General features: G+C 73.2%; 24 protein-coding genes. 11 read left to right on the plus strand and 13 right to left on the minus strand.

What is annotated here, in order from left to right; translation table 11 throughout:
• The first annotated feature begins 7 nt into the window (after positions 1 to 7).
• On the plus strand, positions 8 to 769 hold the full coding sequence (locus tag ACFU97_RS28645; protein ID WP_384262092.1) for a GntR family transcriptional regulator: 762 nt from the start codon (positions 8 to 10) through the stop codon (positions 767 to 769).
• A 61-nt stretch (positions 770 to 830) separates the two neighbouring features.
• On the opposite strand, the gene ACFU97_RS28650 is transcribed toward ACFU97_RS28645, so the two are convergent.
• Entirely contained in the window at positions 831 to 1,988 is a 1,158-nt protein-coding gene (locus tag ACFU97_RS28650) for an ROK family transcriptional regulator (protein WP_384262094.1), read from the minus strand.
• 166 nt (positions 1,989 to 2,154) lie between these two features.
• Between ACFU97_RS28650 and ACFU97_RS28655 the strand changes: the two genes are divergently transcribed.
• On the plus strand, positions 2,155 to 2,550 hold the full coding sequence (locus ACFU97_RS28655; protein WP_384262097.1) for a hypothetical protein: 396 nt from the start codon (positions 2,155 to 2,157) through the stop codon (positions 2,548 to 2,550).
• 4 nt (positions 2,551 to 2,554) lie between these two features.
• On the opposite strand, the gene mug is transcribed toward ACFU97_RS28655, so the two are convergent.
• The 10 genes from mug to ACFU97_RS28705 form a co-directional block, all read right to left on the minus strand.
• Positions 2,555 to 3,100, minus strand: a complete 546-nt coding sequence (gene mug, locus ACFU97_RS28660; protein ID WP_384262385.1) for a G/U mismatch-specific DNA glycosylase — start codon at positions 3,098 to 3,100, stop codon at positions 2,555 to 2,557.
• Positions 3,097 to 4,539, minus strand: coding sequence for an adenylosuccinate lyase (purB, locus tag ACFU97_RS28665; RefSeq protein ID WP_384262100.1), 1,443 nt, complete (start codon positions 4,537 to 4,539; stop codon positions 3,097 to 3,099). The genes mug and purB overlap by 4 nt, the downstream gene beginning before the upstream one ends.
• A gap of 73 nt (positions 4,540 to 4,612) precedes the next feature.
• The gene (locus ACFU97_RS28670; RefSeq protein WP_384262103.1) at positions 4,613 to 4,957 is read right to left on the minus strand and encodes a DUF4326 domain-containing protein; all 345 of its coding nucleotides are present in this window, start codon (positions 4,955 to 4,957) and stop codon (positions 4,613 to 4,615) included.
• Positions 4,958 to 4,961: 4 nt separating this feature from the next.
• Positions 4,962 to 5,744 (minus strand): SGNH/GDSL hydrolase family protein, encoded by a 783-nt coding sequence (locus tag ACFU97_RS28675; protein ID WP_384262106.1) that lies wholly within the window; start codon positions 5,742 to 5,744, stop codon positions 4,962 to 4,964.
• Between the two features lie 585 nt (positions 5,745 to 6,329).
• A complete protein-coding gene (locus tag ACFU97_RS28680; protein WP_384262109.1) occupies positions 6,330 to 7,343 on the minus strand; it encodes a hemolysin family protein in 1,014 nt (337 codons plus the stop codon).
• A complete protein-coding gene (locus ACFU97_RS28685; protein ID WP_384262112.1) occupies positions 7,340 to 8,740 on the minus strand; it encodes a hemolysin family protein in 1,401 nt (466 codons plus the stop codon). The genes ACFU97_RS28680 and ACFU97_RS28685 overlap by 4 nt, the downstream gene beginning before the upstream one ends.
• Positions 8,741 to 8,917: 177 nt before the next feature.
• On the minus strand, positions 8,918 to 9,343 hold the full coding sequence (locus tag ACFU97_RS28690; RefSeq protein WP_384262116.1) for a GNAT family N-acetyltransferase: 426 nt from the start codon (positions 9,341 to 9,343) through the stop codon (positions 8,918 to 8,920).
• A gap of 62 nt (positions 9,344 to 9,405) precedes the next feature.
• Positions 9,406 to 10,317 (minus strand): LLM class F420-dependent oxidoreductase, encoded by a 912-nt coding sequence (locus ACFU97_RS28695; RefSeq protein ID WP_384262119.1) that lies wholly within the window; start codon positions 10,315 to 10,317, stop codon positions 9,406 to 9,408.
• A 46-nt stretch (positions 10,318 to 10,363) separates the two neighbouring features.
• The gene (locus tag ACFU97_RS28700) at positions 10,364 to 12,931 is read right to left on the minus strand and encodes an ABC transporter permease (protein WP_384262122.1); all 2,568 of its coding nucleotides are present in this window, start codon (positions 12,929 to 12,931) and stop codon (positions 10,364 to 10,366) included.
• A gap of 4 nt (positions 12,932 to 12,935) precedes the next feature.
• Positions 12,936 to 13,754 (minus strand): ABC transporter ATP-binding protein, encoded by an 819-nt coding sequence (locus tag ACFU97_RS28705; protein ID WP_384262125.1) that lies wholly within the window; start codon positions 13,752 to 13,754, stop codon positions 12,936 to 12,938.
• Positions 13,755 to 13,985: 231 nt separating this feature from the next.
• On the opposite strand from ACFU97_RS28705, the gene ACFU97_RS28710 reads away from it, so the two are divergent.
• Together ACFU97_RS28710 and ACFU97_RS28715 are read left to right on the plus strand one after the other, a co-directional pair.
• Positions 13,986 to 14,228: a toxin-antitoxin system HicB family antitoxin gene (locus ACFU97_RS28710; RefSeq protein WP_384262128.1), complete on the plus strand. Its 243-nt coding sequence runs from the start codon at positions 13,986 to 13,988 to the stop codon at positions 14,226 to 14,228.
• Positions 14,229 to 14,232: 4 nt separating this feature from the next.
• The gene (locus ACFU97_RS28715; protein WP_384262131.1) at positions 14,233 to 14,610 is read left to right on the plus strand and encodes a fic family toxin-antitoxin system, toxin component; all 378 of its coding nucleotides are present in this window, start codon (positions 14,233 to 14,235) and stop codon (positions 14,608 to 14,610) included.
• On the opposite strand, the gene ACFU97_RS28720 is transcribed toward ACFU97_RS28715, so the two are convergent.
• Together ACFU97_RS28720 and ACFU97_RS28725 are read right to left on the minus strand one after the other, a co-directional pair.
• Entirely contained in the window at positions 14,611 to 15,312 is a 702-nt protein-coding gene (locus ACFU97_RS28720; protein WP_384262134.1) for a class I SAM-dependent methyltransferase, read from the minus strand. It abuts the gene before it with no gap.
• Positions 15,313 to 15,413: 101 nt separating this feature from the next.
• Positions 15,414 to 16,100 carry an esterase/lipase family protein gene (locus ACFU97_RS28725; RefSeq protein ID WP_384262137.1) on the minus strand — a complete coding sequence of 229 codons (687 nt, stop codon included), beginning with the start codon at positions 16,098 to 16,100 and terminating at the stop codon, positions 15,414 to 15,416.
• A gap of 118 nt (positions 16,101 to 16,218) precedes the next feature.
• Here ACFU97_RS28725 and ACFU97_RS28730 point away from each other — a divergent pair, with 118 nt between their 5' ends.
• From ACFU97_RS28730 to pqqE, 7 genes are all read left to right on the plus strand, one after another.
• Positions 16,219 to 18,396, plus strand: coding sequence for a LuxR C-terminal-related transcriptional regulator (locus ACFU97_RS28730; protein WP_384262388.1), 2,178 nt, complete (start codon positions 16,219 to 16,221; stop codon positions 18,394 to 18,396).
• A 132-nt stretch (positions 18,397 to 18,528) separates the two neighbouring features.
• A complete protein-coding gene (locus tag ACFU97_RS28735; protein ID WP_384262140.1) occupies positions 18,529 to 19,638 on the plus strand; it encodes a PQQ-dependent sugar dehydrogenase in 1,110 nt (369 codons plus the stop codon).
• A gap of 36 nt (positions 19,639 to 19,674) precedes the next feature.
• On the plus strand, positions 19,675 to 19,815 hold the full coding sequence (gene pqqA, locus ACFU97_RS28740) for a pyrroloquinoline quinone precursor peptide PqqA (RefSeq protein ID WP_384262143.1): 141 nt from the start codon (positions 19,675 to 19,677) through the stop codon (positions 19,813 to 19,815).
• A gap of 9 nt (positions 19,816 to 19,824) precedes the next feature.
• Positions 19,825 to 20,724: a pyrroloquinoline quinone biosynthesis protein PqqB gene (gene pqqB, locus ACFU97_RS28745; protein ID WP_384262145.1), complete on the plus strand. Its 900-nt coding sequence runs from the start codon at positions 19,825 to 19,827 to the stop codon at positions 20,722 to 20,724.
• Positions 20,721 to 21,455: a pyrroloquinoline-quinone synthase PqqC gene (gene pqqC / locus ACFU97_RS28750; protein ID WP_384262148.1), complete on the plus strand. Its 735-nt coding sequence runs from the start codon at positions 20,721 to 20,723 to the stop codon at positions 21,453 to 21,455. Before pqqB ends, pqqC begins: the two co-directional genes overlap by 4 nt.
• Positions 21,452 to 21,718, plus strand: a complete 267-nt coding sequence (pqqD, locus tag ACFU97_RS28755; protein ID WP_384262151.1) for a pyrroloquinoline quinone biosynthesis peptide chaperone PqqD — start codon at positions 21,452 to 21,454, stop codon at positions 21,716 to 21,718. The genes pqqC and pqqD overlap by 4 nt, the downstream gene beginning before the upstream one ends.
• The gene (gene pqqE / locus ACFU97_RS28760) at positions 21,715 to 22,866 is read left to right on the plus strand and encodes a pyrroloquinoline quinone biosynthesis protein PqqE (protein WP_384262154.1); all 1,152 of its coding nucleotides are present in this window, start codon (positions 21,715 to 21,717) and stop codon (positions 22,864 to 22,866) included. The genes pqqD and pqqE overlap by 4 nt, the downstream gene beginning before the upstream one ends.
• The last annotated feature ends 3 nt before the right edge of the window (positions 22,867 to 22,869 follow it).

Genomic DNA, 22,869 nt, shown 5'->3' on the forward strand with positions numbered 1-22,869 from the left:
GGACAGGGTGGGGACCACGCAGTTGGAGTCGGTGCCGGAACCGAAGTACTGGCACCTGAAGACCGTGCTCAGCGAGGCATTGGATTCCGAGTTCTCCGTGGGCGAGATCCTGCCCAACGAACGCGACCTGGCGGCCCGCTTCGGCGTCGCCCGGGCCACGCTCCGCCAGGCCCTGGAGCAGCTCGAGCTGGAGGGCAGGCTGCAGCGCCGCCGCGGTGTCGGCACGACCGTCGCCCCGCCGCGCGTGGGCGTCGCGGTCGGCACGGAGCAGCACGCCTGGCCGGGGGGCGCCGACGACGTCTGGCAGACCGTCGACTGCGCGCAGGCGGCCGCGCCCGCCGCCGTCGCCGCGGCGCTCGAGATCGCCCCGGACGAGGCCGTCCACGTCGTCCGCCGCTCCCGTACGTCGCACGGCCAGACCGTCGCCGCCGAGCTGCTCTACATCCCGGCCTCGTCGGTGCCCGACCTGTCGGCCATAGACGCGCCGTCCGGTCCGGCACGCGCGCGTGCGGTGCTGCGCGAGCTGCACCGGCTGGAGCTGGAGCGCCGCGACAGCTCCGTGGAACTCGGCTCGGCGCGCGCCGACGACGCGAAGGAACTGGACCGGCTGCCGGGGGCGCCCGTCCTCGTCGTCACCACCAGCTTCCTCACCGAGGGACGCACCGCCGCGCTGTCCGTCGCCACGTACCGCGCGGACACCTGCCGACTGACCTTCGGCGACTCGGGCGGCGTGGAGATCCACCAGGGACCCGAGCGCCAGGCGTCCTGACCCCCTGCATCGCCCCCTGTGCCCCGGAGCCGCTCCGGGGCACAGCGCTGTGCGCCGCCCCTCAGCGGCGCGCCGTCACCGTGCCCTCCACCGCGAACAGCTGCTCCTCCACGTGGTCCAGGGCGAGCCGCAGCGCGCCGGTCGCCACCGCGGCCTCTCCGAGGAGCGACAGGGCCACGTTCGGCGGGCGCAGGCAGTAGCGCGCCAACTCGCGGCGCAGCGGGTCCAGTACGCCGTCCAGGCCGGACGCCCAGCCGCCGACCACGACCAGCTCCGGGTCGAGCGCCAGCACCAGGGCGGCCACGTCGTGCACGAGCCGCTGGATGAAGCGCTCCACGGCCGCCAGGGCCCGCTGGTCGCCCTCGCGGGCCTGCGCGAAGACCTCGGCGACGGCCTGCTCGTCGAGCGGATGCAGGGGCTCGTCCGTGGTGGACAGCAGCGTCTCGGGCGTCACCTCGCGGCCCAGCAGGTGCAGCGCGCCGATCTCGCCGGCCGCCCCGCCGTAGCCGCGGTGCAGCTGTCCGCCGATCAGCGAGCCCGCACCCGGGCTCAGTCCGGCGAGCACGAACACGATGTCGTCGGACTCGGTGGCCGCGCCCTTCCAGTGCTCCGCGACCGCGGCGGCGTTGGCGTCGTTCTCCACCAGCACCGGGCACTTGAAGGACCGGCTCAGCCGCTCGCCGAGGGCCAGACCGGTCCACTCCGGCAGCGCCGCGCACAGCCGCACCGTGCCGTCGGCCTCGACGATCCCCGGCGAGGCCACGCCCACGGCGCGCAGCGAGCCGCGGGAGACCCCGGCCCGGCGCAGCAGCTCCGCGACCGTCGTGCGCGCCCGGTCCAGGCGCTCCTCGGCGGGCGCCGACTCGTCGACGTCCTTGCTCGCCGAGCCGAGCACCCGGCCGTCGAGGTCGGCCAGCAGCGCGGCGACGCGGTGGGAGCCGATGTCCAGGCCCAGCAGATGCCCGGCCTCGGCCCGGAACCGGAAGCGCCGGGCGGGCCGCCCCTGGCGCCGTACGAGGCTCTCGTCGGCCGCCTTCTCGACGACGTAGCCCGCTTCGATGAGGCCCTCGACCACGCCCTCGACTGTCGGCCGGGACAGCCCGGTCACCCGGGTGATCTCGGTCAGTGTCGCCGCGTCGGTGGCGCGCAGCGCGTGCAGCACCACCGCGGAGTTGATCCTTCGCAGCAGTGAGGGATCCCCGCCGGTCAGCTGCCCCAAGGTCCCGTCCTCCCAGCTCGTGCGCGTGTTGGCCGGATGGTACTCGGCAGGGGGGACCCCGGCGAGTGCCAGGGGTGACCGACACACCGACCGGCCCGCGGAGCGCGCGGTGCGGGGACGCCTGACGGACCGCCAATTGTCAGTGGCACCCGCTTTACTGGATCACATGGACATCGCGAAGTGCCTCGCCCTCGTCGACGAGTTGTGGGACCGGGACGTGGGCGAGCCCGGTCCCGACACGGTCGAGTTAGCGGTGAGCGGCCGTGAGTGCGCGGACGGCCGCCTGACGGCGGAGGACGTCTACGCCCTGGAGGAAGCCCTCACCGAGCAGTTGACCTCCAGGCGAGGAGCGGCGGCCCGCTGGGGGACCGGGACGCTCCAGGAGCGCGTCAGCCGCGGCGAGGAGATACCCGATCCCTGGGCGCGACTCGCCCACGAGGCGGTGGAGCTGCGGGGCTGGGAGAACGCCCGCGGCCGCTGGATCATCATCACCGTGGCGGACACCGACCCCGAGGCCGAGGTCCGGCTGCTTGTCGCCGTCTCGGACGTGGACCCGCACTGAGCGGTCACGCCTCCGCCGCCGCACGCAGCCGTCCGTACTCCTCCGCCATCGTCGCCGCCGTCCAGTGTGCGTTGAGGCCGCTCGGGTTGGGCAGGACCCACACCCGCGAGTCCCCGATCACCCGTTCCTGGGGCCCGACTTGCGCCTTGCGGTCGTCGAAGGCCGCCCGGTAGGCGGTCACTCCGACCACGGCCAGCCAGCGCGGACGCAGCCGCGCGACCTTCAGCGCCAGCTGCCGACCGCCCTCGCGGTACTCCTCGGCGGTCAGCTCGTCGGCCCGCGCGGTCGCCCGCGCCACGACGTTCGTGATCCCCAGCCCGTACGACAGCAGCTCCTGCTGCTCGGACGGCTTCAGCAGCCTCGGCGTGAACCCGGACAGGTGCAGCACCGGCCAGAACCGGTTGCCGGGCCGGGCGAAGTGGTGGCCCGTCGCGGCCGTCATCAACCCGGGGTTGATGCCGCAGAAGAGCACATGGAGGCCGTCCGCGGCCACGTCCGGGACGAGACGGTCGCGAGCGGCCTCCAGTTCCGCCTGGGTGAAGCGGGTCAGAGGATCGCCCCCGGCGTGTAGCCCGCGGCATCCGGGTGCTGCTTGACGATCTCCTCGACGCGGCCGACGACGACACCGACCTGGGCGGCGGCCGCGCCCGTGAAGGACAGCTTGTCGGCCATCAGGGCCGCCAGCTGCTCGCGGCCGAGCGGCAGCCGCTCGTCGGCCGCCAGCTTGTCGAGCAGGTCGTTGCGCTCCGCGCCCTGCTCGCGCATGGCGAGCGCCGTGGCGACGGCGTTCTCCTTGATCGCCTCGTGCGCGACCTCGCGGCCGACACCCGAGCGCACCGCGCCCATCAGCACCTTCGTGGTGGCGAGGAACGGCAGGTAGCGGTCCAGCTCGCGCGCGATCACCGCGGGGAAGGCGCCGAACTCGTCCAGCACGGTCAGGAACGTCTCCAGCAGGCCGTCCAGCGCGAAGAACGCGTCGGGCAGGGCCACGCGGCGCACCACCGAGCAGGACACGTCGCCCTCGTTCCACTGGTCGCCCGCCAGCTCGCCGGTCATCGAGGCGTAGCCGCGCAGGATCACCATCAGGCCGTTGACGCGCTCGCAGGAGCGCGTGTTCATCTTGTGCGGCATCGCCGAGGAGCCGACCTGGCCGGGCTTGAAGCCCTCGGTGACCAGCTCGTGCCCGGCCATCAGCCGGATCGTCTTGGCCAGCGACGAGGGCGCCGCGGCCACCTGCACCAGGGCGGTGACGACCTCGTAGTCCAGCGAGCGCGGGTAGACCTGGCCGACCGAGGTGAACGCCTGTGAGAAGCCCAGGTGCCCGGCGATCCGGTCCTCCAGCTCGGCGAGCTTCGCGGCGTCGCCGCCCAGCAGGTCCAGCATGTCCTGCGCCGTGCCCACCGGGCCCTTGATGCCGCGCAGCGGGTAGCGGCCGAGCAGCTCCCCGACCCGGCCGTACGCGACGAGCAGCTCGTCGGCGGCGGTCGCGAACCGCTTGCCGAGCGTCGTGGCCTGCGCGGCGACGTTGTGCGAGCGGCCGGCCATGACCAGCTCGGCGTACTCGCCCGCCAGCTTGCCCAGCCGGGCCAGCACGGCCACCGTGCGGTCGCGCATCAGCTCCAGCGAGAGCCGGATCTGCAGCTGCTCGACGTTCTCGGTGAGGTCGCGGGAGGTCATGCCCTTGTGCACGTGCTCGTGCCCGGCGAGGTCGTTGAACTCCTCGATGCGGGCCTTCACGTCGTGCCGCGTGACCTTCTCGCGCTCGGCGATGGAGGCCAGGTCGACGGTGCCGAGGACACGCTCGTAGTCGGCGATCGCCTCGTCCGGCACCTCGATGCCGAGGTCCTTCTGGGCCCGCAGCACGGCGAGCCAGAGCTGCCGCTCCAGCTTCACCTTCTGCTCGGGCGACCAGAGCGTGGCGAGCTCGGTGGAGGCGTAGCGTCCGGCGAGGACGTTCGGGATGCGGGGCTTGGCGGGCGCAGAAGTCACGTGGATGGATTCTACTGGCGATTCGTGCAGGCCAGCGCCGCGCCCCCCTTCGTCGGAAGCTACGAGACCTGTGTCACGGCTGGTGGGAGTCGGCCAGCTCCGCCAGGACGTACGCGTGGCACAGCTCGGGTGCGCACCAGCAGGCCAGTGTGCGGCCGCGCAGGCCGGGGATCAGGTCCAGCAGTTCGGGGTGCTCCAGCAGGTACGCCCGGTACATCGCCATCACCTCGGCGCGGGTGCCGTCGCGGCGGCGCCCGGGGGTGTCGTAGGCGAAGGGGTTGTACAGCGGGTGCCGGGGGAGGTCCCAGCCGCCCATGGTCCAGCGGCGGCCGACGTAGACGAGGTCGGCGGGGGCGTGTTCGAGCCGGGGGCCCCACTCGTGGATGCGGCCCCTGACGTTGGTCACCCGTGTGGTCACGACGCTAGGCCGCGGGGCCCTCGTAAGGCAGCAGTTCGGGGCGCTTGGGCGGCATTCCGTCGCCGGAGGAGCGGCCCGTGAGGCGGCGGCCGATCCACGGCAGCAGGTGCTGCCGGGCGAAGCGGACGTCCGCCACCCGCCGGCTGGCCCATCCCGGAGGCGGTGTCATCGCCATCGGCGTGTGCCAGTCGGCGTCCTCGGGTGCGTAGCCGAGCTTCTGCCAGACCGCCTCCGCGACCCGGCGGTGCCCCTCGGCCGTCAGGTGCAGCCGGTCGACGTCCCACAGGCGGGGGTCGCCGAGCGAGGGTGCGCCGTAGAGGTCGACGACCAGCGCGCCGTGGCGGCCGGCCAGCTCCTCGACGTGGTCGAACAGCTCCTCCATGCGCGGCCGGAAGCGCTCCAGGACCGGGCCGCGGCGGCCCGGGCTGCGCATCAGCACCAGCTGCCCGCAGGCCGGGGCCAGCCGCTCCACGGCCTCGGTCAGCAGGCCCCGTACGCGGTCCATGTCGCACTTGGGCCGCAGGGTGTCGTTGAGGCCGCCCACCAGGGTGATCACGTCGGGCCGCATGGCCGCGGCGACGTCGACCTGCTCGTCGACGATCTGCTTGATCAGCTTGCCGCGGACGGCGAGGTTGGCATACCGGAAGCCGGGGGTGACCGCCGCCATCCGGCCGGCGAGGAGGTCGGCCCAGCCGCGGTAGGAGCCGTCCGGCAGCAGGTCCGACATGCCCTCGGTGAAGGAGTCGCCGACCGCGACCAGGCTGGTGTGCGTGGGGTTCTTCTGCATGGCGAGAGCGATGGTAACCCGCCTCCATACCCGCCGGTCGGTCGGCCCGTCCGCTCCCTCCGCAGGGCTCAGGCCTGCTGCCTGATCGGCTCCCGCTGGAGGTTCGGCCGTGGCCACCGGGCCGGGTGTGTGCGGCCGCCGGGGGGAGGCGCGCGCGGTCGGTCGGTCCCGTGGCCCTCGCCGCCGTGCTCACGCCGCTCACCGCCCGGGCAGCTCGCGTCACGCCGGCCGCCCGGAAAGGCCACCTCATGCCCGCCGCCCGCTGCCCGATCGGCTCTCGCTGGAGGTTCGGCCGTGGTCACCGGATCGGGTGCGTGCGCGTGGGCCGCGGGGGAGGTCGGTGAGCACGGTCGGTCGGCCCCTCGCTCCCGCCGTCGTGCTCACGCCGCCGTGCTCACGCCGCCCACCGGCCGGGCAGCTCACGTCACGCCCGCTGCCCGGACGGCTCATGTCTCGTCGGCCGCCCGGATGGGCCCTTCAGGCCCGCTGCCCGGGCAGCTCATGTCTCGTCGGCCGCCTGGATGGGCCCTTCAGGCCCGCTGCCCGGGCAGCTCACGTCACTCCCGGCCGCCCGGACAGGCCCCCTCACGCCCGCTGCCCGAACAGCTCCCTCAATACGTCCTCCATCGTCACCAGGCCGGCCATGCGGCCGTCGTCGTCGAGGACCGCTGCCAGGTGGGTGCGGGTGCCGCGCATGGCCGTGAGGACGTCGTCCAGGGGGGTGCTCGCGCGGACGCGGGCGATGGGCCGCATGTCGTCCACGCGGAACGGCACGTCCCGGCCGGGAGCGTCCAGCGCGTCCTTGACGTGCAGATAGCCGACGATGCGGCGCCCCTCGTCCACCACCGGGAACCGGGAGAAGCCCGACCTGGCCGACAGCCGCTCCAGCTCGTCCGGTGTGACGCCCACGCGCGCGTGGACCACGCCTTCCAGCGGCAGGACCACGTCGCGCACCGGGCGCCGGCCCAGTTCCAGCGCGTCGTGCAGCCGCTCCCGGGCGCGCTCGTCGATCAGGCCCGCCTCACCGGAGTCCCGCACGATCCGGGCCAGTTCGGCGTCCGAGAAGGTCGCCGCGACCTCGTCCTTGGTCTCCACCCGCAGCAGCTTCAGCAGTGCGCTGGCGAAGGCGTTGATCGCGAAGATCACCGGGCGCAGCGCCCGGGACAGGGCGACCAGCGGCGGGCCGAGCAGCAGCGCGCTGCGCACCGGTTCGGCGAGCGCGATGTTCTTCGGCACCATCTCGCCGAGCAGCATGTGCAGATACGTCGCCAGGGTCAGCGCGATGACGAAGGACACCACGTGCCCCGCGCTCTCGGACACGCCGACCGCGTGGAAGACCGGCTCCAGCAGATGCGCGATGGCCGGCTCCGCGACCACACCGAGGACCAGCGTGCACAGCGTGATGCCGAGCTGGGCGGCCGCCAGCAGCGCGGACACGTGCTGAAGCCCCCACAGGACGCTCCTGGCACGCCGGTCGCCGTCCTCCGCGTACGGCTCGATCTGCGACCGGCGCACGGAGATCAGCGCGAACTCGGCGCCGACGAAGAAGGCGTTGACGACGAGGGTCGCGAAACCGATCAGCAGCTGTACGGCGGTCATCGGGCGTCCCCCTGTTCGTCCTTCCGCCCGTCCTTCCGATCTTCCTGCTGCCCGTCCCTCCGGCCGGTCCCGGCCATGGGCCCGGTCTCGTCGTCGAACGGTGCGTGCAGCACGACCCGGGCGGCCCGGCGCCCCGACGCGTCCACGACGTCCAGCCGCCACCCGGCGACCTCCACGCGGTCGCCCACGGCCGGGATCCGGCCGAGCTCTGCCGCGACGAGACCGGCCAGCGTCTCGTACGGCCCCTCGGGGGCCCGGAGCCCGACGCGTGCGAGCTGGTCCACGCGCGCCGAACCGTCGGCCGAGTACAGCGCGTGGCCCTCGTCGTCGCTGCCCGCGGGTGCCAGGTCGGGCGTCTCGTGCGGGTCGTGCTCGTCCCGCACCTCGCCGACGACCTCCTCGACGATGTCCTCCAGCGTGGCCACGCCGGCGGTGCCGCCGTACTCGTCGATGACGACGGCCATGGTGCGCTTGCCGGACAGCCGGTCCAGCAGCCGGTCGACGGTGAGCGTCTCCGGGACCAGGAGCGGCTCGCGCATCAGCTCGGAGACGAGGGTGCGGGTGCGGCGCTCGGCGGGTATCGCGAGCACGTCCTTGATGTGCGCGGTGCCCACGACCGCGTCGAGGGTGCCGCGGTACACCGGGAACCGGGACAGCCCGGTCGCCCGGGTCGCGTTCGCCACGTCCTCGCAGGTCGCCTGCACGTCGAGGGCGATGACCTGCACGCGCGGCGTCATCACGTTCTCCGCGGTGAGGTCGGCGAGGTTGAGCGTCCGCACGAACAGCTCGGCGGTGTCGGGCTCCAGGGCGCCCTCCTTGGCGGAGTGCCGGGCCAGGGCCGCCAGTTCCTTGGGGCCGCGGGCGGAGGCCAGCTCCTCGGTGGGCTCCAGGCCGAAGCGGCGCACCACGCGGTTCGCGGTGTTGTTGAGATGGCTGATGAAGGGGCGGAAGGCCGCGCTGAACCAGCGCTGGGCGTTGCCCACCCGCTTGGCCACGGGCAGCGGCGAGGAGATCGCCCAGTTCTTGGGCACCAGCTCGCCCACGACCATCAGGAACACGGTGGACAGCGCGGTGCCGAGCACCAGCGCGAGGGTGCTCGCCGCCGAGGCGGAGATGCCCAGGGCCTCCAGCGGCCCCGCGATCAGCCGGGCGACGGACGGTTCGGCGAGCATGCCGACGACCAGGTTGGTGACGGTGATGCCGAGCTGGGCGCCGGAGAGCTGGAAGGTCAGGTTCCGTACGGCCTTCAGGGCGCCGGACGCGCCCCGCTCGCCGCGCTCCGCGGCTCGTTCGAGCTCGCCGCGCTCGACCGTGGTCAGGGAGAACTCGGCCGCGACGAAGGCGCCACAGGCGAGCGAGAGCAGGATCGCCACCAGCAGGAGGAGCACTTCGGTCATCGGGTCACCTCCGTCCCATCGTCGGGCAGGGGAGGGAGGAACGCGCGGTGTCGTGCGGTGCGCGGACTACTGGGGGGTTCGCCCATGGGCGGACGCTCACACCTTTCATGCAGGACCGGGTGGTCCTCGCGGGGAGGACAGGAAGGTCCTCCAATGGTAAAGGATGAGCAAAGTCGGTCAGTCGGTGAGGGGCTTCACCCAGCGCCGCCAGTGCTCCTCGGGTGTGTACCCCGCGGCGCGCCAGGCATGGTGCGCCCTCTCGTTGCGCACCAGCACCATCGCGTCCCCGCGCCGCCCGCCGAGCCGTACGAGCCGCTCCTCCGCGGCGGCGAGCAGCGCCGAACCGATGCCCTGCCGCCGCCGCCCCGGGTGCACGGCCAGCCGGTACAGATGGCAGCGCCAGCCGTCGAAGCCGGCGATCACCGTGCCGACGAGCTCGCCGTCCCGCTCGGCGAGCACGAGGGCCTCCGGGTCCCGCTCGACCAGTCGCTGCACGCCCGCCCGGTCGTCGCTGATGCTGGTGCCCTCGGCGGCCGTCCTCCAGAAGGCGAGGACGGTGTCGACGTCGGCGGGCGTCGCGGCACGTATACGAAGATCACTCATGCCGCGATCCCATCACGCGGTCCGGTGGCCGACCCGGAATTCCAGCATCCGGACCGGGGCCGTCACAGGCCGCCCGCGTGCGGGACGGCGTGCCCGCCCAGCTCCGCGACGACCGGCGCGAACGCCTCCATGTACGGCTCCAGGACCGTCAGATACGTGAAGCCGTACCGCTCGCGCTGGGCCACGACCTGAGCGACGATCTGGTCGACCGTGCCGACCAGGAGGATCGGCAGGTCCAGTGCCTCCTGGACGGTCGAGCCCACCCGCTCGGCGAGCGGCCGGACCGCGGTCGCGCGGTCGTCCGTCACGGCCACCTGCTGCACGAGCAGGTTCAGTTCGGCGGGTTCCTCTCGCCCCTCGGCCAGCCGCAGGTAGCGCGCCACGCTCTCCTCGAGCTCCCCGGGAGCGACCGGCGCAAGGCGCCCGGTCGTGCTCCCCGGCACCAGACGCGCACCCGTGAACGCCGCGATGTCGGCGTGTTCCGCGGTGAGTCGCATCATCCGGTCGCCGTTGCCGCCGATCATCAGCGGCACGCGCGGTTTCTGCACCGGCCGCGGCAGGTGGTCGTCGGAGCCGAGCAGCCGGTCCAACTCCTCGATGGTGCGCCGCAGATGGTCCACGCGCTCGCCCGGGGAGCCGAACGGCAGCCCGGCCGTGTCGTGTTCGGAGCGGACGTAGCCGGTGCCGAGTCCGAGCTCCAGCCGTCCGCCGGTCAGGGCGTCCGTCGTGGCCACCTCACGGGCCAGCAACGCGGGGTTCCAGAAGCCCGTGTTGAGCACGAAGGTGCCCAGCCTCGGCCGCTCGGTCACCGCCGCCGCGGCGACCAGTGCCGGGAACGGCGCGACCATGCCGAGGTGGTCGGGCACGTGGATCACGTCGTAGCCGAGCTCCTCGGCCCGGCGGCACTTGGCGCGCCACTCCCCGGCGGGCGCGGGACTCGTCAGGCTGACACCGAAGCGGAACGGGCGCGGCATGAACTCTCCTCACCTGCGTGTGACATGAGCGTCCGCCGCGATTCCATCACTCGTGCGCGATGGCCGCCAGCACGTTCATGCGGGATGCACGCAACGCGGGCAGCAGCGCCGCCACGATGCCCACCACCGCCGAGCCGATCACCACCGCGACGATCGTGGGCCACGGGATCGCCAGCGCCTTCATGCCCTGGAGCGCCAGCACCTGCTGGGTGCACACGCCCCAGACGAGACCCAGGGCGAGCCCGAGCACCGCGCCGAAGACCGCGATCACGACCGACTCCAGCCGGATCATCCGGCGCAGCTGCCGCCGGGCGAGTCCGATGGCCCGCAGCAGCCCGATCTCGCGGGTGCGCTCCACGACCGACAGGGCGAGGGTGTTGACCACGCCGAGCACCGCGATGATGATCGCCAGCCCGAGCAGGGCGTAGACGAGGTAGAGCAGCACGGCGATCTGGTCGTGCACCAGCTTCTTGTAGTCGGCCTGGTCGCGCACCTGGACCTGCGGATACGGCTTGAGCGTGCGGTCGAGGTTCTTGCGCAGCTGGTCGGCGCCGGTGCCGGCGGACTTGTCGACGTACAGCGCGGAGTCCTGGCCGCCGGGCACGTACTTCTCGACCGTGGAGATCCCGAAGAACAGTCCGCCCTGCATGCCGAAGCCGTTGCTGTTGTCCTGGTCGGTGAGGGCGCCGACCTTCAGCGTGGTCCGCCGCCCGCCGGGGAACTCGACCGGCAGCGTGCTGCCGACGCGCACGTGGTGGTCATTGGCGAAGCCGCGGTCCATGCCGAGGCTGCCGGGCGCCAGCGCGGCCGCCGTGTTGCCGGCCGCGTAGGTCACGTGCGCGACGTCGTCCACGCCGTTGTCGTAGCCCGCCGCGGTGGTCTCGACGCGCTTGCCGTCCGGCAGCCGTACGGCGACCGGCGCGAACCGCTGCCGTACGACGAGACCGACGCCCTCGGTGCTGCGGACCGCGTCGGTGACCTCCTGCGTGAACGGCACGAAGTTGCTGTTCTGGATCACGAAGTCGGCGCCGAGCGTCTTGTCGATCTGCTGGTCGAAGGACTTGGACATCGAGGCGCTGGCCACCGACATGCCGCCGACCAGGGCGAGGCCGACCATGAGCGCGGCCGCGGTGGCGCCGGTACGGCGGGGGTTGCGCAGTGCGTTGCGCTGGCTCATCCGGCCGATCGAGCCGAACAGGGCCGGGAAGGCGCCGCCCAGCACCCGGATGACCGGGCGGACCAGGAGTGGTCCGGCGATCACGGTCGCGATGAGGGTGAGGACCACGCCCAGGCCCAGCAGCGAGGCGGACGAGGCCGTCTTCGTCGCCGCTGCGCAGCCGGCCAGGGCGGCCGCTCCGAGCAGGCCGACGACCGAGCCGACGATCGCCCGCGTCCTGAGCGGTTTGCCGATCCCGGCGATCTCGGCGTCGGCGAGGGCGGCCATCGGGGAGACGCCCGCCGCGCGGCGGGCCGGCAGGTAGGCCGCGACGAAGGTGACGCCGATCCCGACGACGTAGGCCGCCACGGGGGTGCTCCAGCCGACCACCATCTCCGTGGTCTTGAGGTTCATCCCGAACGTGCTCATCAGCTTGATCAGCCCGGCGGCGAGCCCGATGCCGGCCGCCAGGCCCAGCGTCGAGCCGACCAGACCGAGCAGGATCGCCTCGGTGAGCACCGACCGCCGCACCTGCCGCCGGTCGGCGCCGAGCGCCCGGAGCAGGCCCAGTTCACGGGTGCGCTGGGCGATCAGCATGGAGAAGGTGTTGACGATCAGGAAGACGCCGACCAGGACGGCGATCCCGGCGAAGCCGAGCATCACGTACTTGATGACGTCGAGGAAGCCGCCGAGGTCGGCGGCGGCCGACTTGGCCTGTTCGTCGGCCGTCTTGATGTCGTAGGTGCGGGTGCCGATCGCGGCGGTGACGCGGCTCTTGAGCTGGGCGTCGCTCACGCCCTTGGCCGCGTTCACCTCGATGCTGGTGGCCCGGTCCGGCGACCCCAGCAGCCGGCTCGCCGCGCTCTTCGGGTCGAGGAAGACCAGGGCGGCACCGGGGTTGGTCGTCTTGAAGGTGGCGATGCCGACGATGCGGACCTTGAAGGTGCCCGGCTGTGCGAGCACGGTCAGGGTGTCGCCGATCTTCACGTGCTTCTTGTCGGCGGTGTCGGCGTCCAGCAGGGCCTCGTCGGCGCTCTGCGGGGAGTCGCCCGAGGTCAGCGCGACCGGGCTGCGGCTGGTGACGTACCAGTCGGAGGCGATGGTCGGCGCGCCCGTGGTCGGCCCCACCGACTTGTTCCTGCTGTCGACGACGGTGATGTTCTGCACGCTGACGTCGGCGTGCACCGAGCCGGCCCCGGGGATCTTCGCCAGCCGCTGCGCGAGCGCGGCGGGCACGGTCTGCGCCTGGCCGGTGGGCACCTGGGACTTGAGGTCCTGCCTCGGCTCCACCGTCACGTCGGCGGAGGTGGAGGCGAACAGCCGGTCGAAGGTGCGGGTGACCGTGTCGGAGAAGATCAGGCTGCCCGCGACGAACGCCACCGACAGGATGATCGCGAGCGCGGACAGCAGCAGCCTGCCCTTGTGGGCCAGGAAGCTCCTCAGCGTTGCCTTGAGCACGGCGTCAGCCCTCCTCGACCGCCGGTGCGCCGTCCGCCTCGACCTGGCCGCGGATCACGTCGAAGCGTTTCATCCGCTCCAGCACCGCCTCGGCCGTCGGCCGCTCCGTCTCGTCGACGATCCGGCCGTCCCCGAGGAAGAGCACCAGGTCGGAGTGGGCGGCGGCGCCGGGGTCGTGGGTGACCATGACGACGGTCTGGCCGAGCTGGTCCACCGCCTCCCGCAGGAAGCCGAGGACCTCCAGGCCGGCGCGTGAGTCGAGGTTGCCGGTGGGCTCGTCCGCGAAGATCAGCTCCGGGCGGGAGGCCAGCGCCCGTGCGCAGGCCACGCGCTGCTGCTGGCCGCCGGAGAGCTGCGCGGGCCGGTGCTTGAGCCGGTCGCGCAGCCCCAGGGTGTCGATGACCTGGTCCAGCCACTTCTCGTCGGGCTTCTTGCCCGCGATGTCCATGGGCAGGGTGATGTTCTCGGCCGCGTTCAGCGTCGGGATCAGGTTGAACGACTGGAACATGAAGCCGATCCGGTCCCGGCGCAGCCGGGTCAGCTCGCGGTCCTTGAGCCCGGTGATCTCGGTGTCGCCGAGCCACACCTGGCCGGCCGACACGGTGTCGAGCCCCGCCAGGCAGTGCATCAGCGTGGACTTGCCCGAGCCGGAGGGCCCCATGACCGCGGTGAAGCGGCCGCGCGCGATGTCCACGTCCACCGAGTCGAGGGCGAGCACGGTCGTCTCGCCCGAGCCGTACGCCTTGGTCAGGCCGCGGGCGCGGGCCGCGATCCCGCCGGCCGGCGCATGGCCCGGGACGTGCTCCGCAGCTGATGTGGACAAAGCTGCCTCCTCGCTCACCTGGACGTGCGACTCCCTCGTCGCGCCGAGCCTAGTGTGAGCGGGCCCACACCCGGAATCCACCGTGAGGGCAGGTCCGTCTCCACCCCAGGTCGTGCCCCTGATACCGATGTAAGGGGCACGCTCCACCCGCGGGAGGAGTGCGGGGGAAATGCGGGAGTTCCGGGGGAGGACCACTTGCCCCTGCTAGCACCTCGGCGCTAGCTTTTAGGTATGGCGAAGACCCAGTTGAACGTGCGTGTGGACGAGGACACGGCCCGCGCCGCACGCGAACGCGCCCTGGCCCGCGGCATGAGCGTCAATCGCTACATAGAAGAGCTGGTCAGGCAGGACACCGGCGAGGTGGGCCACACCTTCGTGGAGGCCGCCGCCGACTTCATGAAGCAGTACGAGGCCGTGTTCGCCGAGGAGTTCGAGGCCGACCGCACGTCCGGACGCAGCGAAGGTCGTCACTGATCCCTTGAGTCATCTCAGCATCGACCTCGCCTGGCTCCTCATGCTCGCCGAACAGAAGACGCCCGGGGACCCCCAGGTCACCGACTGGGGTGCCCTGATCGCCGCCGTCGCGCGCCACGAGGCGGAGATATTCGACGTCCCCGTCTACGACAGCCCCCACGCGCGCGCCGCCGCGCTGCTCCAGCTCCTCATCCACGTCCCGGCGCTCGAGCGCTCCAACGCGCTGTTCGCCTCCGCCGTGGCGTACGCCTACCTGGTCGCCAGCGGTCTGAAGGTGGCCACCTCGCCCGTGCAGGTCCGCGATCTGGCCCGGCTGGTCAAGCGGGGCGACGCGACGGTGCAGGACATCGCCGCCGAGCTGCGCGGGTGGACGACCGTCTGATCACACCCCGGCGGCCGGGTCCCGGGACTCCGGCCGCCAGGCCGTGCCCAGCACGCAGTACGAGGTCGGCAGGGCCGGTCCGGTCTCGGGCATCATCGTGCGCCGGTAGGGACCGAGCTCGAACCCGGCCTCGCGCAGGGCGGCGATCGGGTCCCGGCCCACGTGGCAGCCGCCGTTGAGCGGTGGCCACACCGTGCGGTCCAGGGCGCGCTGGGTGAGGTGCATGATCCGGCCGCCGCCCCGGCCGTGCTCGAAGAACCGGACCGTCCCGCCGGGCCGCAGCACCCGCCGCACCTCGGCGAGCGCGCGCGGGACGTCGCGCACGCTGCACAGCACCAGCGAGACCACCGCAGCGTCGTAGGCCTCGCTCTTGACGGGCAGGGCCTCGGCGGTGCCCGGTGCGACGTCCACCGGCACCTCGCTGCGCAGAGCGGCCTCCACGGCCAACTGCCGCAGCCTGCGCTCCGGTTCGATCGCCACGACCTCCGAGACGGTGCCCGGGTAGTGCGCGAAGTTCAGGCCGTTGCCCGCGCCGATCTCGATCACCCGTCCGGACAGCCCGGACAGGAGGCGTTCGCGGACGGCGCCCATCCCCATCCGGGTCTCGGCCCGCACGCTGATCCGTGCGTAGCAGCGGGCGAACAGCGGGTGGTGCACGGGATCGCGCGCCACCTTGGTGGAGCCGGGGGACCGCAGCGGCATGGGACCTCCCTCGCAGGACGTTCCTTACCGCGATTCTCCCCCGTGGCGGCCCCGCGCACCCCTGCCCGTCACCCGGACCCGGCCGGACCCGGCCGGCCGGCTCAGCCTACGAAGGCGCGGACCTGCTCGAAGACGCCGTGGTCGTTGTTCATGTCGGTGTGCGCGATGCAGCCGGCGTCGACGTTCGTGGCGCCGCTCAGCAGGGCCGAGCTGTTCGGGACGACCGCCTCGTCGCAGTCCGACCAGTAGCTCGCGTAGGACACGCCGCCCGGTGTCTCGTCACCGGAGTTGAGCGAGGTCAGGAACGAACTTCCGGTTTGCATCTCCTTGCAGGACGTGTAGAGCCAGGCGCACCACGAGGCGACGGACGTGCCGTGGTTGACGCCGGCCACCGAGACGAAGTCGTCGACGTACGACGTTCCGCCGAGGTTCTTCAGGAAGTAGCGCGAGCCGAGCGCACCCATCGAGTGGGAGACGATGTCGACCTTCGACGCACCGGTCCTGGCCAGCACGTTCCTGACCTCGGTGGCCAGCTGCTGCGCCGTCGTGACATTGGACTGGCCCCAGTCGTACGACCACGCGTCGAGCTGGGAGGACGTGTAGCCGTCCGCCTCGAAGTCGGCGATCCAGTCGTTCCAGCTGCTGGAGTCGCTGCTCAGGCCGTGCACGAAGACGATCGGGTCGTGGGCCGCCGCCTGGGCGGGGGCGGCGGACAGCGAGAGGGACAGCGGGAGCGATGCGGCCGCGGCCGAGAGTGCCGTGGCGATACGACGCTTGTGGCGCTGCATGGTGCCTCCTGACACGGGTGGGTTGGTCAGGAGTTTCGGAGCGGGTCTACGCGCGACGCATCGGTGACATCGCCAGTCTTTACGGTTCAAGTAACCCGCCAGTAACGTCAGTTGTGTGGTGACTCCGGTGAACCCCCCACCCCTCGACCGCACTTCGCCACCGCGGCGCACGGCGCCCGCCCTTCCCGAGGGCGTCCGCGCACGGGCCCTGCACGCCGTGTACGGCGATCCGCGCGCCGCCGCCGAACTCGCGGCGCGGCTCACCGACCGCCAGTCGGCCGGGCTCGACCCGCTCCCCGTCGAACCCGCCGAGCAGGCACCGCGGTTGCTGCGCTCGCTGCGCGCGGAGATCCGGTCCCTGCCGGACGGCACCCGGCTCCTGCTGCTCCTCGCCGCCGCGGACCAGTACCCGGTCGCCACCCATGCCTTCTTGCGCGCGGTCGCGGCCGTCCGCCTGGACACCCGCCCGCTGGAGGCAGCCGAGGCGGCAGGGGTGGCGCACGCGGGAGCGGGCGGTGTCGTCTTCCGCGACGCCTGGACCAGGATCGCCGCCTACGAGACCGGCTCCCCGGCGGACCGCCGTGACGTCCACCGCCTGCTGGCCCGCGTCCTGCACGGCGCCGGCGAGACGCCCCGCCGCTCCTGGCACCGGGCGGCGGGCGCCCTCGGCCCGAGCGGCCGCCTGGCGGCGGAGCTGCGCACGGCCGCGGAACAGGCTCGCACCGGCGGCCAACTCGTGCTGGCCCGAGCCCTGTTGGAGCGCGCCGCCACGCTCTGCCCCGATCCGCTCGAGCAGTCCCGGCTGCGCACCCTCGCGGCCGCGTACGCCTGGGACGCGGGCGACGCCGACCGCGCCCGCAGGCTGTCGCCCGGCGCTCCGGCCGACGACGCCCTGACCGGCCTGTTCGCGCTGCGCGCGGGCAACGCGACGGAGGCCTTCGACCCGCTGCTGACGGCCGCCGCCCAGGACGGCGGCCCGGAGTCCGCCGCCCACCTGCTCGCCAGCGCCACCGAAGTCGCCGTCTACACGGGCGACTTGGGCCGCTGCCGGGAGGCGGCCGCGGTCGCCTCCCGGCTGGGGATCGCGGCACCCGCCACCCTGACCGGGCTGGCCGCCGCCTTCGAGGGCCGCTACGGGGACGCGCGGGAGCTGCTGGAGGCGGCGGCCGGGCGGTGCGGGCCCGGCGGCGACCCCACCGAACCCACCCGGCTCGTGCACGCCGGGATCGCGGCCCTCCTGCTCGGCGACGACACCCGCGCCGCCGCCCTCACGGCCCGGGCTGCCACCGCGGCCCGGGCGCGGGGCACGACCGCCGCCGTGGCCCAGGCCCTGGAGTTCCGCGCCTACGCCGACTTCTGGACCGGGCGCCCGCACGCGGGCGCCGCCACCGCCGCGGACGCCCTCCGGCAGGCCCACGCCACCGGCCACGACAACGGCGCCTGCCATCTGCGGGCCGCCCTCGCCATGTTCGCGGCGGTCACCGGCGACGAGGACGCCTGCCGCGAACGCGCCGCGGCCGCACGGTCGTACGCGCTGGCCCGGGGGCTCGGCCTGCCCGCCGCGCTCGCGCAGTGGGCGCTCGCCTTCCTCGACCTCGCGAGCGGCCGCTACGCAGGCGCCGCGGCCCGGCTGCGCGCCCTGGCCGGCTTCGGCCCCGGCCACGGCCACCGGGCCGTGCGCCACCTCGCCACCCCGCACTACGTCGAGGCCGCCGTCCGCACCGGCGACACCCGAGTCGCCCGGGCCGCCCACGCCGACTACGACCGCTGGGCGAGCACCGTGCGCAGCCCCGACGACCTGGCCCTGAGCGCCCGCTGCCGGGCCCTGCTCGCGCCCGGCGCCGAGGCCGTCGAGCACTACCGCACGGCTCTCGACCTGCATGCCCGCGGGGCCCGCGACTTCGAAAGGGCCCGCACGGAGCTCCTGTTCGGCGGCGCGCTGCGCCGGCTGCGGCACCGTACCGAGGCCCGGGACCGGCTGCACAGCGCCCTGGAGGCGTTCGACTGCTTCGGCGCGCCGCACTGCGCGGCGCAGGCCCGCGCCGAGCTCCGCGCGCTGGGGGCGCCCGCCGTCCCAGCCCGCACCGGCGACGACCCCACCGCCCGGCTCACGGCCCAGCAGCTCCTGATCGCCCGCATGGCCGCCGACGGTGCCACCAATCGCGAGATCGCCGCCCGCCTCGCCCTCAGCCCACGCACCATCGACCACCATCTGCGCGGCGTGTTCGCCCGGTTGGGTATCCGCGCACGGATCGAGCTGGTCAGGCTGCTCGGTGACGGCGACCCGGTCCGATGACGCCCCCATCCGCTCGTCCGAATGGCAGATCAGGCACTCATCGGCATGATTTCAATGCGGAGCACAAGGACAAAACGGAAATAGTCTTCCCTTCGCGACAGCTCGCACGAGGAAACGACGAAGGGTGTCGACATGCCAGTGCCAGGCCGCTCGAGGCGGCGTCCGTCAAGGTCCGTCCTCGGCGCCCTCGCCGCGTCGGCCGCGCTGCTCGCGTCCACCACCGGCCCGGCCACGGCCACCGCCGCCACCGGCCCCGCCGACGGCGGCGGCCCGTCCGCGATCAGCACCTTCTCGACCGGCTACCAGACGCCCTGGGACATCACGTTCATGCCGGACGGCCGCTCGGCGCTGGTCACCCAGCGGCTCGACTACCAGGTCTTCCGGCTCGGCCTCGACGGGAAGAAGACCCGGGTCGGCGAGGTGCCCAACACCGTCCCCGAGCCCTACGACGACGGCCCCGGCGGCCTGCTCGGCGTCGCCCCGTCACCGACCTGGGACGGCAAGAAGGACAAGCAGGTCTTCTTCGTGCACACCACGAAAACCGAGACCCGAGTCGTCAGGATGGACTACGACGGCACGTCGCTCAGCCACTACAAGGTGCTGATCAAGGGCATCAAGCGGATCGGCAACCACAACGGCGGCCAGATCCGCTTCGGCCCCGACGGATACCTCTACGTCACCACCGGCGACGCCTACACGCCGCAGCTCGCCCAGGACCGCAAGTCGCTCAACGGCAAGATCCTGCGCATCACGAGGACGGGCGCCGCCGCGCCGGGCAACCCGTTCGGCGACCGTGTCTACAGCCTCGGCCACCGCAACCCCGAGGGCCTCGCCTGGGACCGCAACGGCAACCTCTGGGAGACGGAGATCGGCGACCAGACCTGGGACGAGCTCAACCTCATCAAGCCGGGCGGCAACTACGGCTGGCCCGTCTGCGAGGGCGGCTGCGACAGGCAGGGTATGACCAATCCCAAGGTGGTCTTCTCCCCGAAGTGGGGCGTGCCCGCGCAGATCGCCGTCGTACGCAACGTCCTGTACGTGTCGTCCCTGCGCGGCAAGCGGCTGTGGCGCATCCCGGTCGACGGCGACAGCGACCGCCTCGGCACCGCGGTCGACTTCTACCCCGGCGTCTACGGCCGCCTGCGCGCGCTCGCCGTGGTGCCCGGCACGGACGACCTGCTGATCGGCACCAGCGACGCCGGATACGGCAAGGACAAGATCCTGCGCCTGTCCATCAAGTGACCCCGCACGACCACCCCTTGAGGAAAGGACCCCACCATGAACGACGTCACCGATCAGCTCAGGCCCGTCGAGCAGACCCCCGCGCAGGAGCCGGACGGCGCCACCTGGCAGACCCCCTCCTACGAGGTCGTCGACACCGCGCTCGAGGTCACCGCCTACTCCCTCAGCTCCCGCTGAACCGGCGCCATGCTGCTGCTGGTACTGGGCACTGCCGCCGGCGGCGGCATCCCGCAGTGGAACTGCGCGTGTCCCAGCTGCCGCGGGGCACGCGCGCATCCGGACCGGCGCCGCCGCCACGCCTCCCTGGCCGTCCGCACCCATGACGGCCGCTGGTACCTCGTCAACGCGACCCCCGACATCGGCGACCAGATCGAGAGCCGGCCCGAACTGCACCCCGGACCAGGTCCTCGCCAGTCACCCGTCGCCGGACTGGTCCTCACCGACGCCGAACTCGACCACACGCTCGGCATCGCGCGGCTGCGGGAGGCCGACGGCGTCGAGGTGGTCGCCACGGCCCCGGTCCGCCGGGCGCTGCTGGACCGGCTGCACCTCGGCGACGTCCTGGCGCCGTACACCTGCGTGACCTGGCGCGAGCTGCCGCGGCACGGCGCCGGACCGCTGGACCCCGGCACGCCGGGCCTGCAGATCAGCGGCATCCCCGTGTCGGGCAAGCGCCCGCGCTACGCCGCCGACGCCCCGGACGACGACGCCTGGGTCGTCGCCCTGCGGATCTACGACCCGGTCTCCGGCGCGACCGCGCTCTACGCCCCGGCCCTGGCCGCCTGGCCGGACCGCCTCCAGCAGGCCGCCGAGGAGGCCGACTGCGTCATCGTCGACGGCACCTTCTGGGACGACGAGGAGCCCCGCCGTACGGGCATCTCCGAGCGGACCGCCACCGGCATGGGCCATCTGCCCGTCGAGGGACCGAACGGCACCGCCGAACGTCTCGCCCGGCTCTCCGCCCGGTGCCTCTACACGCACCTCAACAACACCAACCCCCTTGTCGACCCGGCGGCGCCCGAGCACAAGCGGCTCGCCCGGCTGGGCCTCGAGGTGGCGTCCGACGGGATGGTGATCGACCTGTGAGCACCACGGCACTGCTGACGCCCGCGCCGCTCGCGGAGCCCTGGGGCGCCGCCGAGTTCGAGGCGCGGCTGCGGGCGGTGGGGGAGGAGCGGTATCACGACCGTCACCCCTTCAACCTCCGTATGCACAGCGGCGATCTGAGCCGGGAGGAGCTGCGCCGCTGGATCGCCAACCGGTTCCACTACCAGCGCCACATCCCCGTCAAGGACGCGCTGATCACCGCGAAGCTGGAGACGGCCGCGCTGCGCCGGATGTGGCTGCGGCGCATCCAGGACCACGACGGGCAGCAGGAGGGCGAGGGCGGCATCGAGCGGTGGCTGCGGCTCGGCGAGGCGGCCGGCCTGGACCGCGGGACGCTGCTCGGCGCGGACAACGTACTCCCGGGCGTACGTCTCGCGGTCGACGGATACGTCAACTTCTGCCGGCTGCGCCCGCCCCTCGACGCAGTCGCCGCGTCGCTGACCGAGCTGTCGGCCCCCGACCTGATGCGCACCCGTATCGAGGCCTTCGAGCGCCACTACCCGTGGATCGAGGCGGACGGTCTCGCCTACTTCCGGACCCGGGTCTCCCAGGGGCGGCGCGACAGCCGGGAGGCGCTCGACCTGGTGCTCGGCTGGGCCCGCACCCGGGACGAGCAGGAACGGGCGGTTGCGGCACTACGGTTCAAGTGCGACGTCCTGTGGTCGCTGCTCGACGCCGTCGACCAGGCAGGCAGCCGGGGGGAGGCGTGACCGCGGCGGCCGGCTGGCGGCCCCGGCTCGCGCCCGCGATCGTGCTGCGGCACGACCGCGCCCGTGACACGGACCTGCTGCTGCTTCCCGAACGCGTCGTCGTCCTGCGGGGCGCGGCCGGGGCGGTGGTCGGCCTGTGCGACGGGACGCGCAGCGTGCGCGACATCGTCGACGAACTGGCCGGCCGCTTCCCCGGCACGCCCGTGGCCACCGACGTGCCGCCCTTCCTGGACGACATGCGCAAGGAGGGCTGGCTGCGTTGACCACGGCTGATCCAGCACCCGCGGCACCTGCACCTGCACCCGGCCCCGGCCGCCCGTGGGCCCTGCTGGCCGAACTCACCCACGCCTGCCCGCTCCACTGCGGCTACTGCTCCAACCCCCTGGAGCTGACGCGGCGTTCGCGCGAGCTGAGCACCGGGCAGTGGACGGACGTGATGCGCCAGGCGGGCGAGCTGGGCGTGGTGCACACCCATCTCTCGGGCGGCGAACCGCTGTTGCGGCGGGACCTGGCGGAGATCATTGCCGCGGCCGAGGCCGCCGGCCTCTACACCCAGCTGGTCACCAGCGGCGTGGGCCTGGACCGCGCCCGGCTGTCCGCGCTCGCCGCCGCCGGACTGCGCAGCGTCCAACTCTCCGTCCAGCACGCCGATCCCGCCTCCTCCGACCGGATCGCCGGACGCCGGTCCTTCGCGGACAAGGAGCGCGCCGCGGCGCTCGTACGGGCCGCCGGCCTCCCGCTCGGCCTGAACGTCGTCCTGCACCGCGAGAACCTCGACGCGATCGACGCCGTCGTGGAACTCGGCCTGTCCTGGGGCGTGGACCGCATCGAGCTGGCCAACACGCAGTTCTACGGCTGGGGTCTGCTCAACCGCGCCGCGCTGCTCCCCACCCGTGCGCAACTCGCCCGCGCGCAGGCCGCCGTCGAGCGATGGCGCAAGCGGCTGACACCCGGCGGCCCCGACCTGGTCTGGGTCGTCCCCGACTACTTCGACGGCGTGGCCAAGCCGTGCATGGGCGGCTGGGGAGCCGTCTCGCTCACCGTCGCCCCGGACGGCACCGTCCTGCCCTGCCCGGCCGCGGCGTCCCTGCCGGACCTGGACCCGCCGAACGTCCGCGACCACCCGCTGGCCTGGATCTGGGACCACTCCCGGGCCTTCACCCGCTACCGCGGGACCGACTGGATGCCCGGGCCCTGCCGCGGCTGCGACCGCCGCGACGAGGACTTCGGCGGCTGCCGCTGCCAGTCCTACGCCCTCACCGGCGACGCCGCCCGCACGGACCCGGCCTGCCGACTGTCCCCGGACCACGCCCTGATCCGAACCCTGACGGACGGACCCACGGACACCGGCCGGACGACGATCGTACGAAGGGCCCCGACCCGCCCCGAGCCGGCCGACAAGACCTCCTGAAGC

This window comes from Streptomyces sp. NPDC057616, assembly GCF_042800575.1.
Classification (GTDB): domain Bacteria; phylum Actinomycetota; class Actinomycetes; order Streptomycetales; family Streptomycetaceae; genus Streptomyces.

Bases quoted from the DNA above. Each gene is read 5' to 3' on its own strand.
- ACFU97_RS28655 (WP_384262097.1), top strand. From the start codon at position 2,155: ATGGACATCGCGAAGTGCCTCGCCCTCGTCGACGAGTTGTGGGACCGG.
- ACFU97_RS28675 (WP_384262106.1), bottom strand. From the start codon at position 5,744: ATGCAGAAGAACCCCACGCACACCAGCCTGGTCGCGGTCGGCGACTCC.
- ACFU97_RS28680 (WP_384262109.1), bottom strand. From the start codon at position 7,343: ATGACCGCCGTACAGCTGCTGATCGGTTTCGCGACCCTCGTCGTCAAC.
- ACFU97_RS28685 (WP_384262112.1), bottom strand. From the start codon at position 8,740: ATGACCGAAGTGCTCCTCCTGCTGGTGGCGATCCTGCTCTCGCTCGCC.
- ACFU97_RS28690 (WP_384262116.1), bottom strand. From the start codon at position 9,343: ATGAGTGATCTTCGTATACGTGCCGCGACGCCCGCCGACGTCGACACC.
- ACFU97_RS28695 (WP_384262119.1), bottom strand. From the start codon at position 10,317: ATGCCGCGCCCGTTCCGCTTCGGTGTCAGCCTGACGAGTCCCGCGCCC.
- ACFU97_RS28710 (WP_384262128.1), top strand. From the start codon at position 13,986: ATGGCGAAGACCCAGTTGAACGTGCGTGTGGACGAGGACACGGCCCGC.
- ACFU97_RS28720 (WP_384262134.1), bottom strand. From the start codon at position 15,312: ATGCCGCTGCGGTCCCCCGGCTCCACCAAGGTGGCGCGCGATCCCGTG.
- ACFU97_RS28725 (WP_384262137.1), bottom strand. From the start codon at position 16,100: ATGCAGCGCCACAAGCGTCGTATCGCCACGGCACTCTCGGCCGCGGCC.
- ACFU97_RS28735 (WP_384262140.1), top strand. From the start codon at position 18,529: ATGCCAGTGCCAGGCCGCTCGAGGCGGCGTCCGTCAAGGTCCGTCCTC.
- pqqA (WP_384262143.1), top strand. From the start codon at position 19,675: ATGAACGACGTCACCGATCAGCTCAGGCCCGTCGAGCAGACCCCCGCG.
- pqqB (WP_384262145.1), top strand. From the start codon at position 19,825: ATGCTGCTGCTGGTACTGGGCACTGCCGCCGGCGGCGGCATCCCGCAG.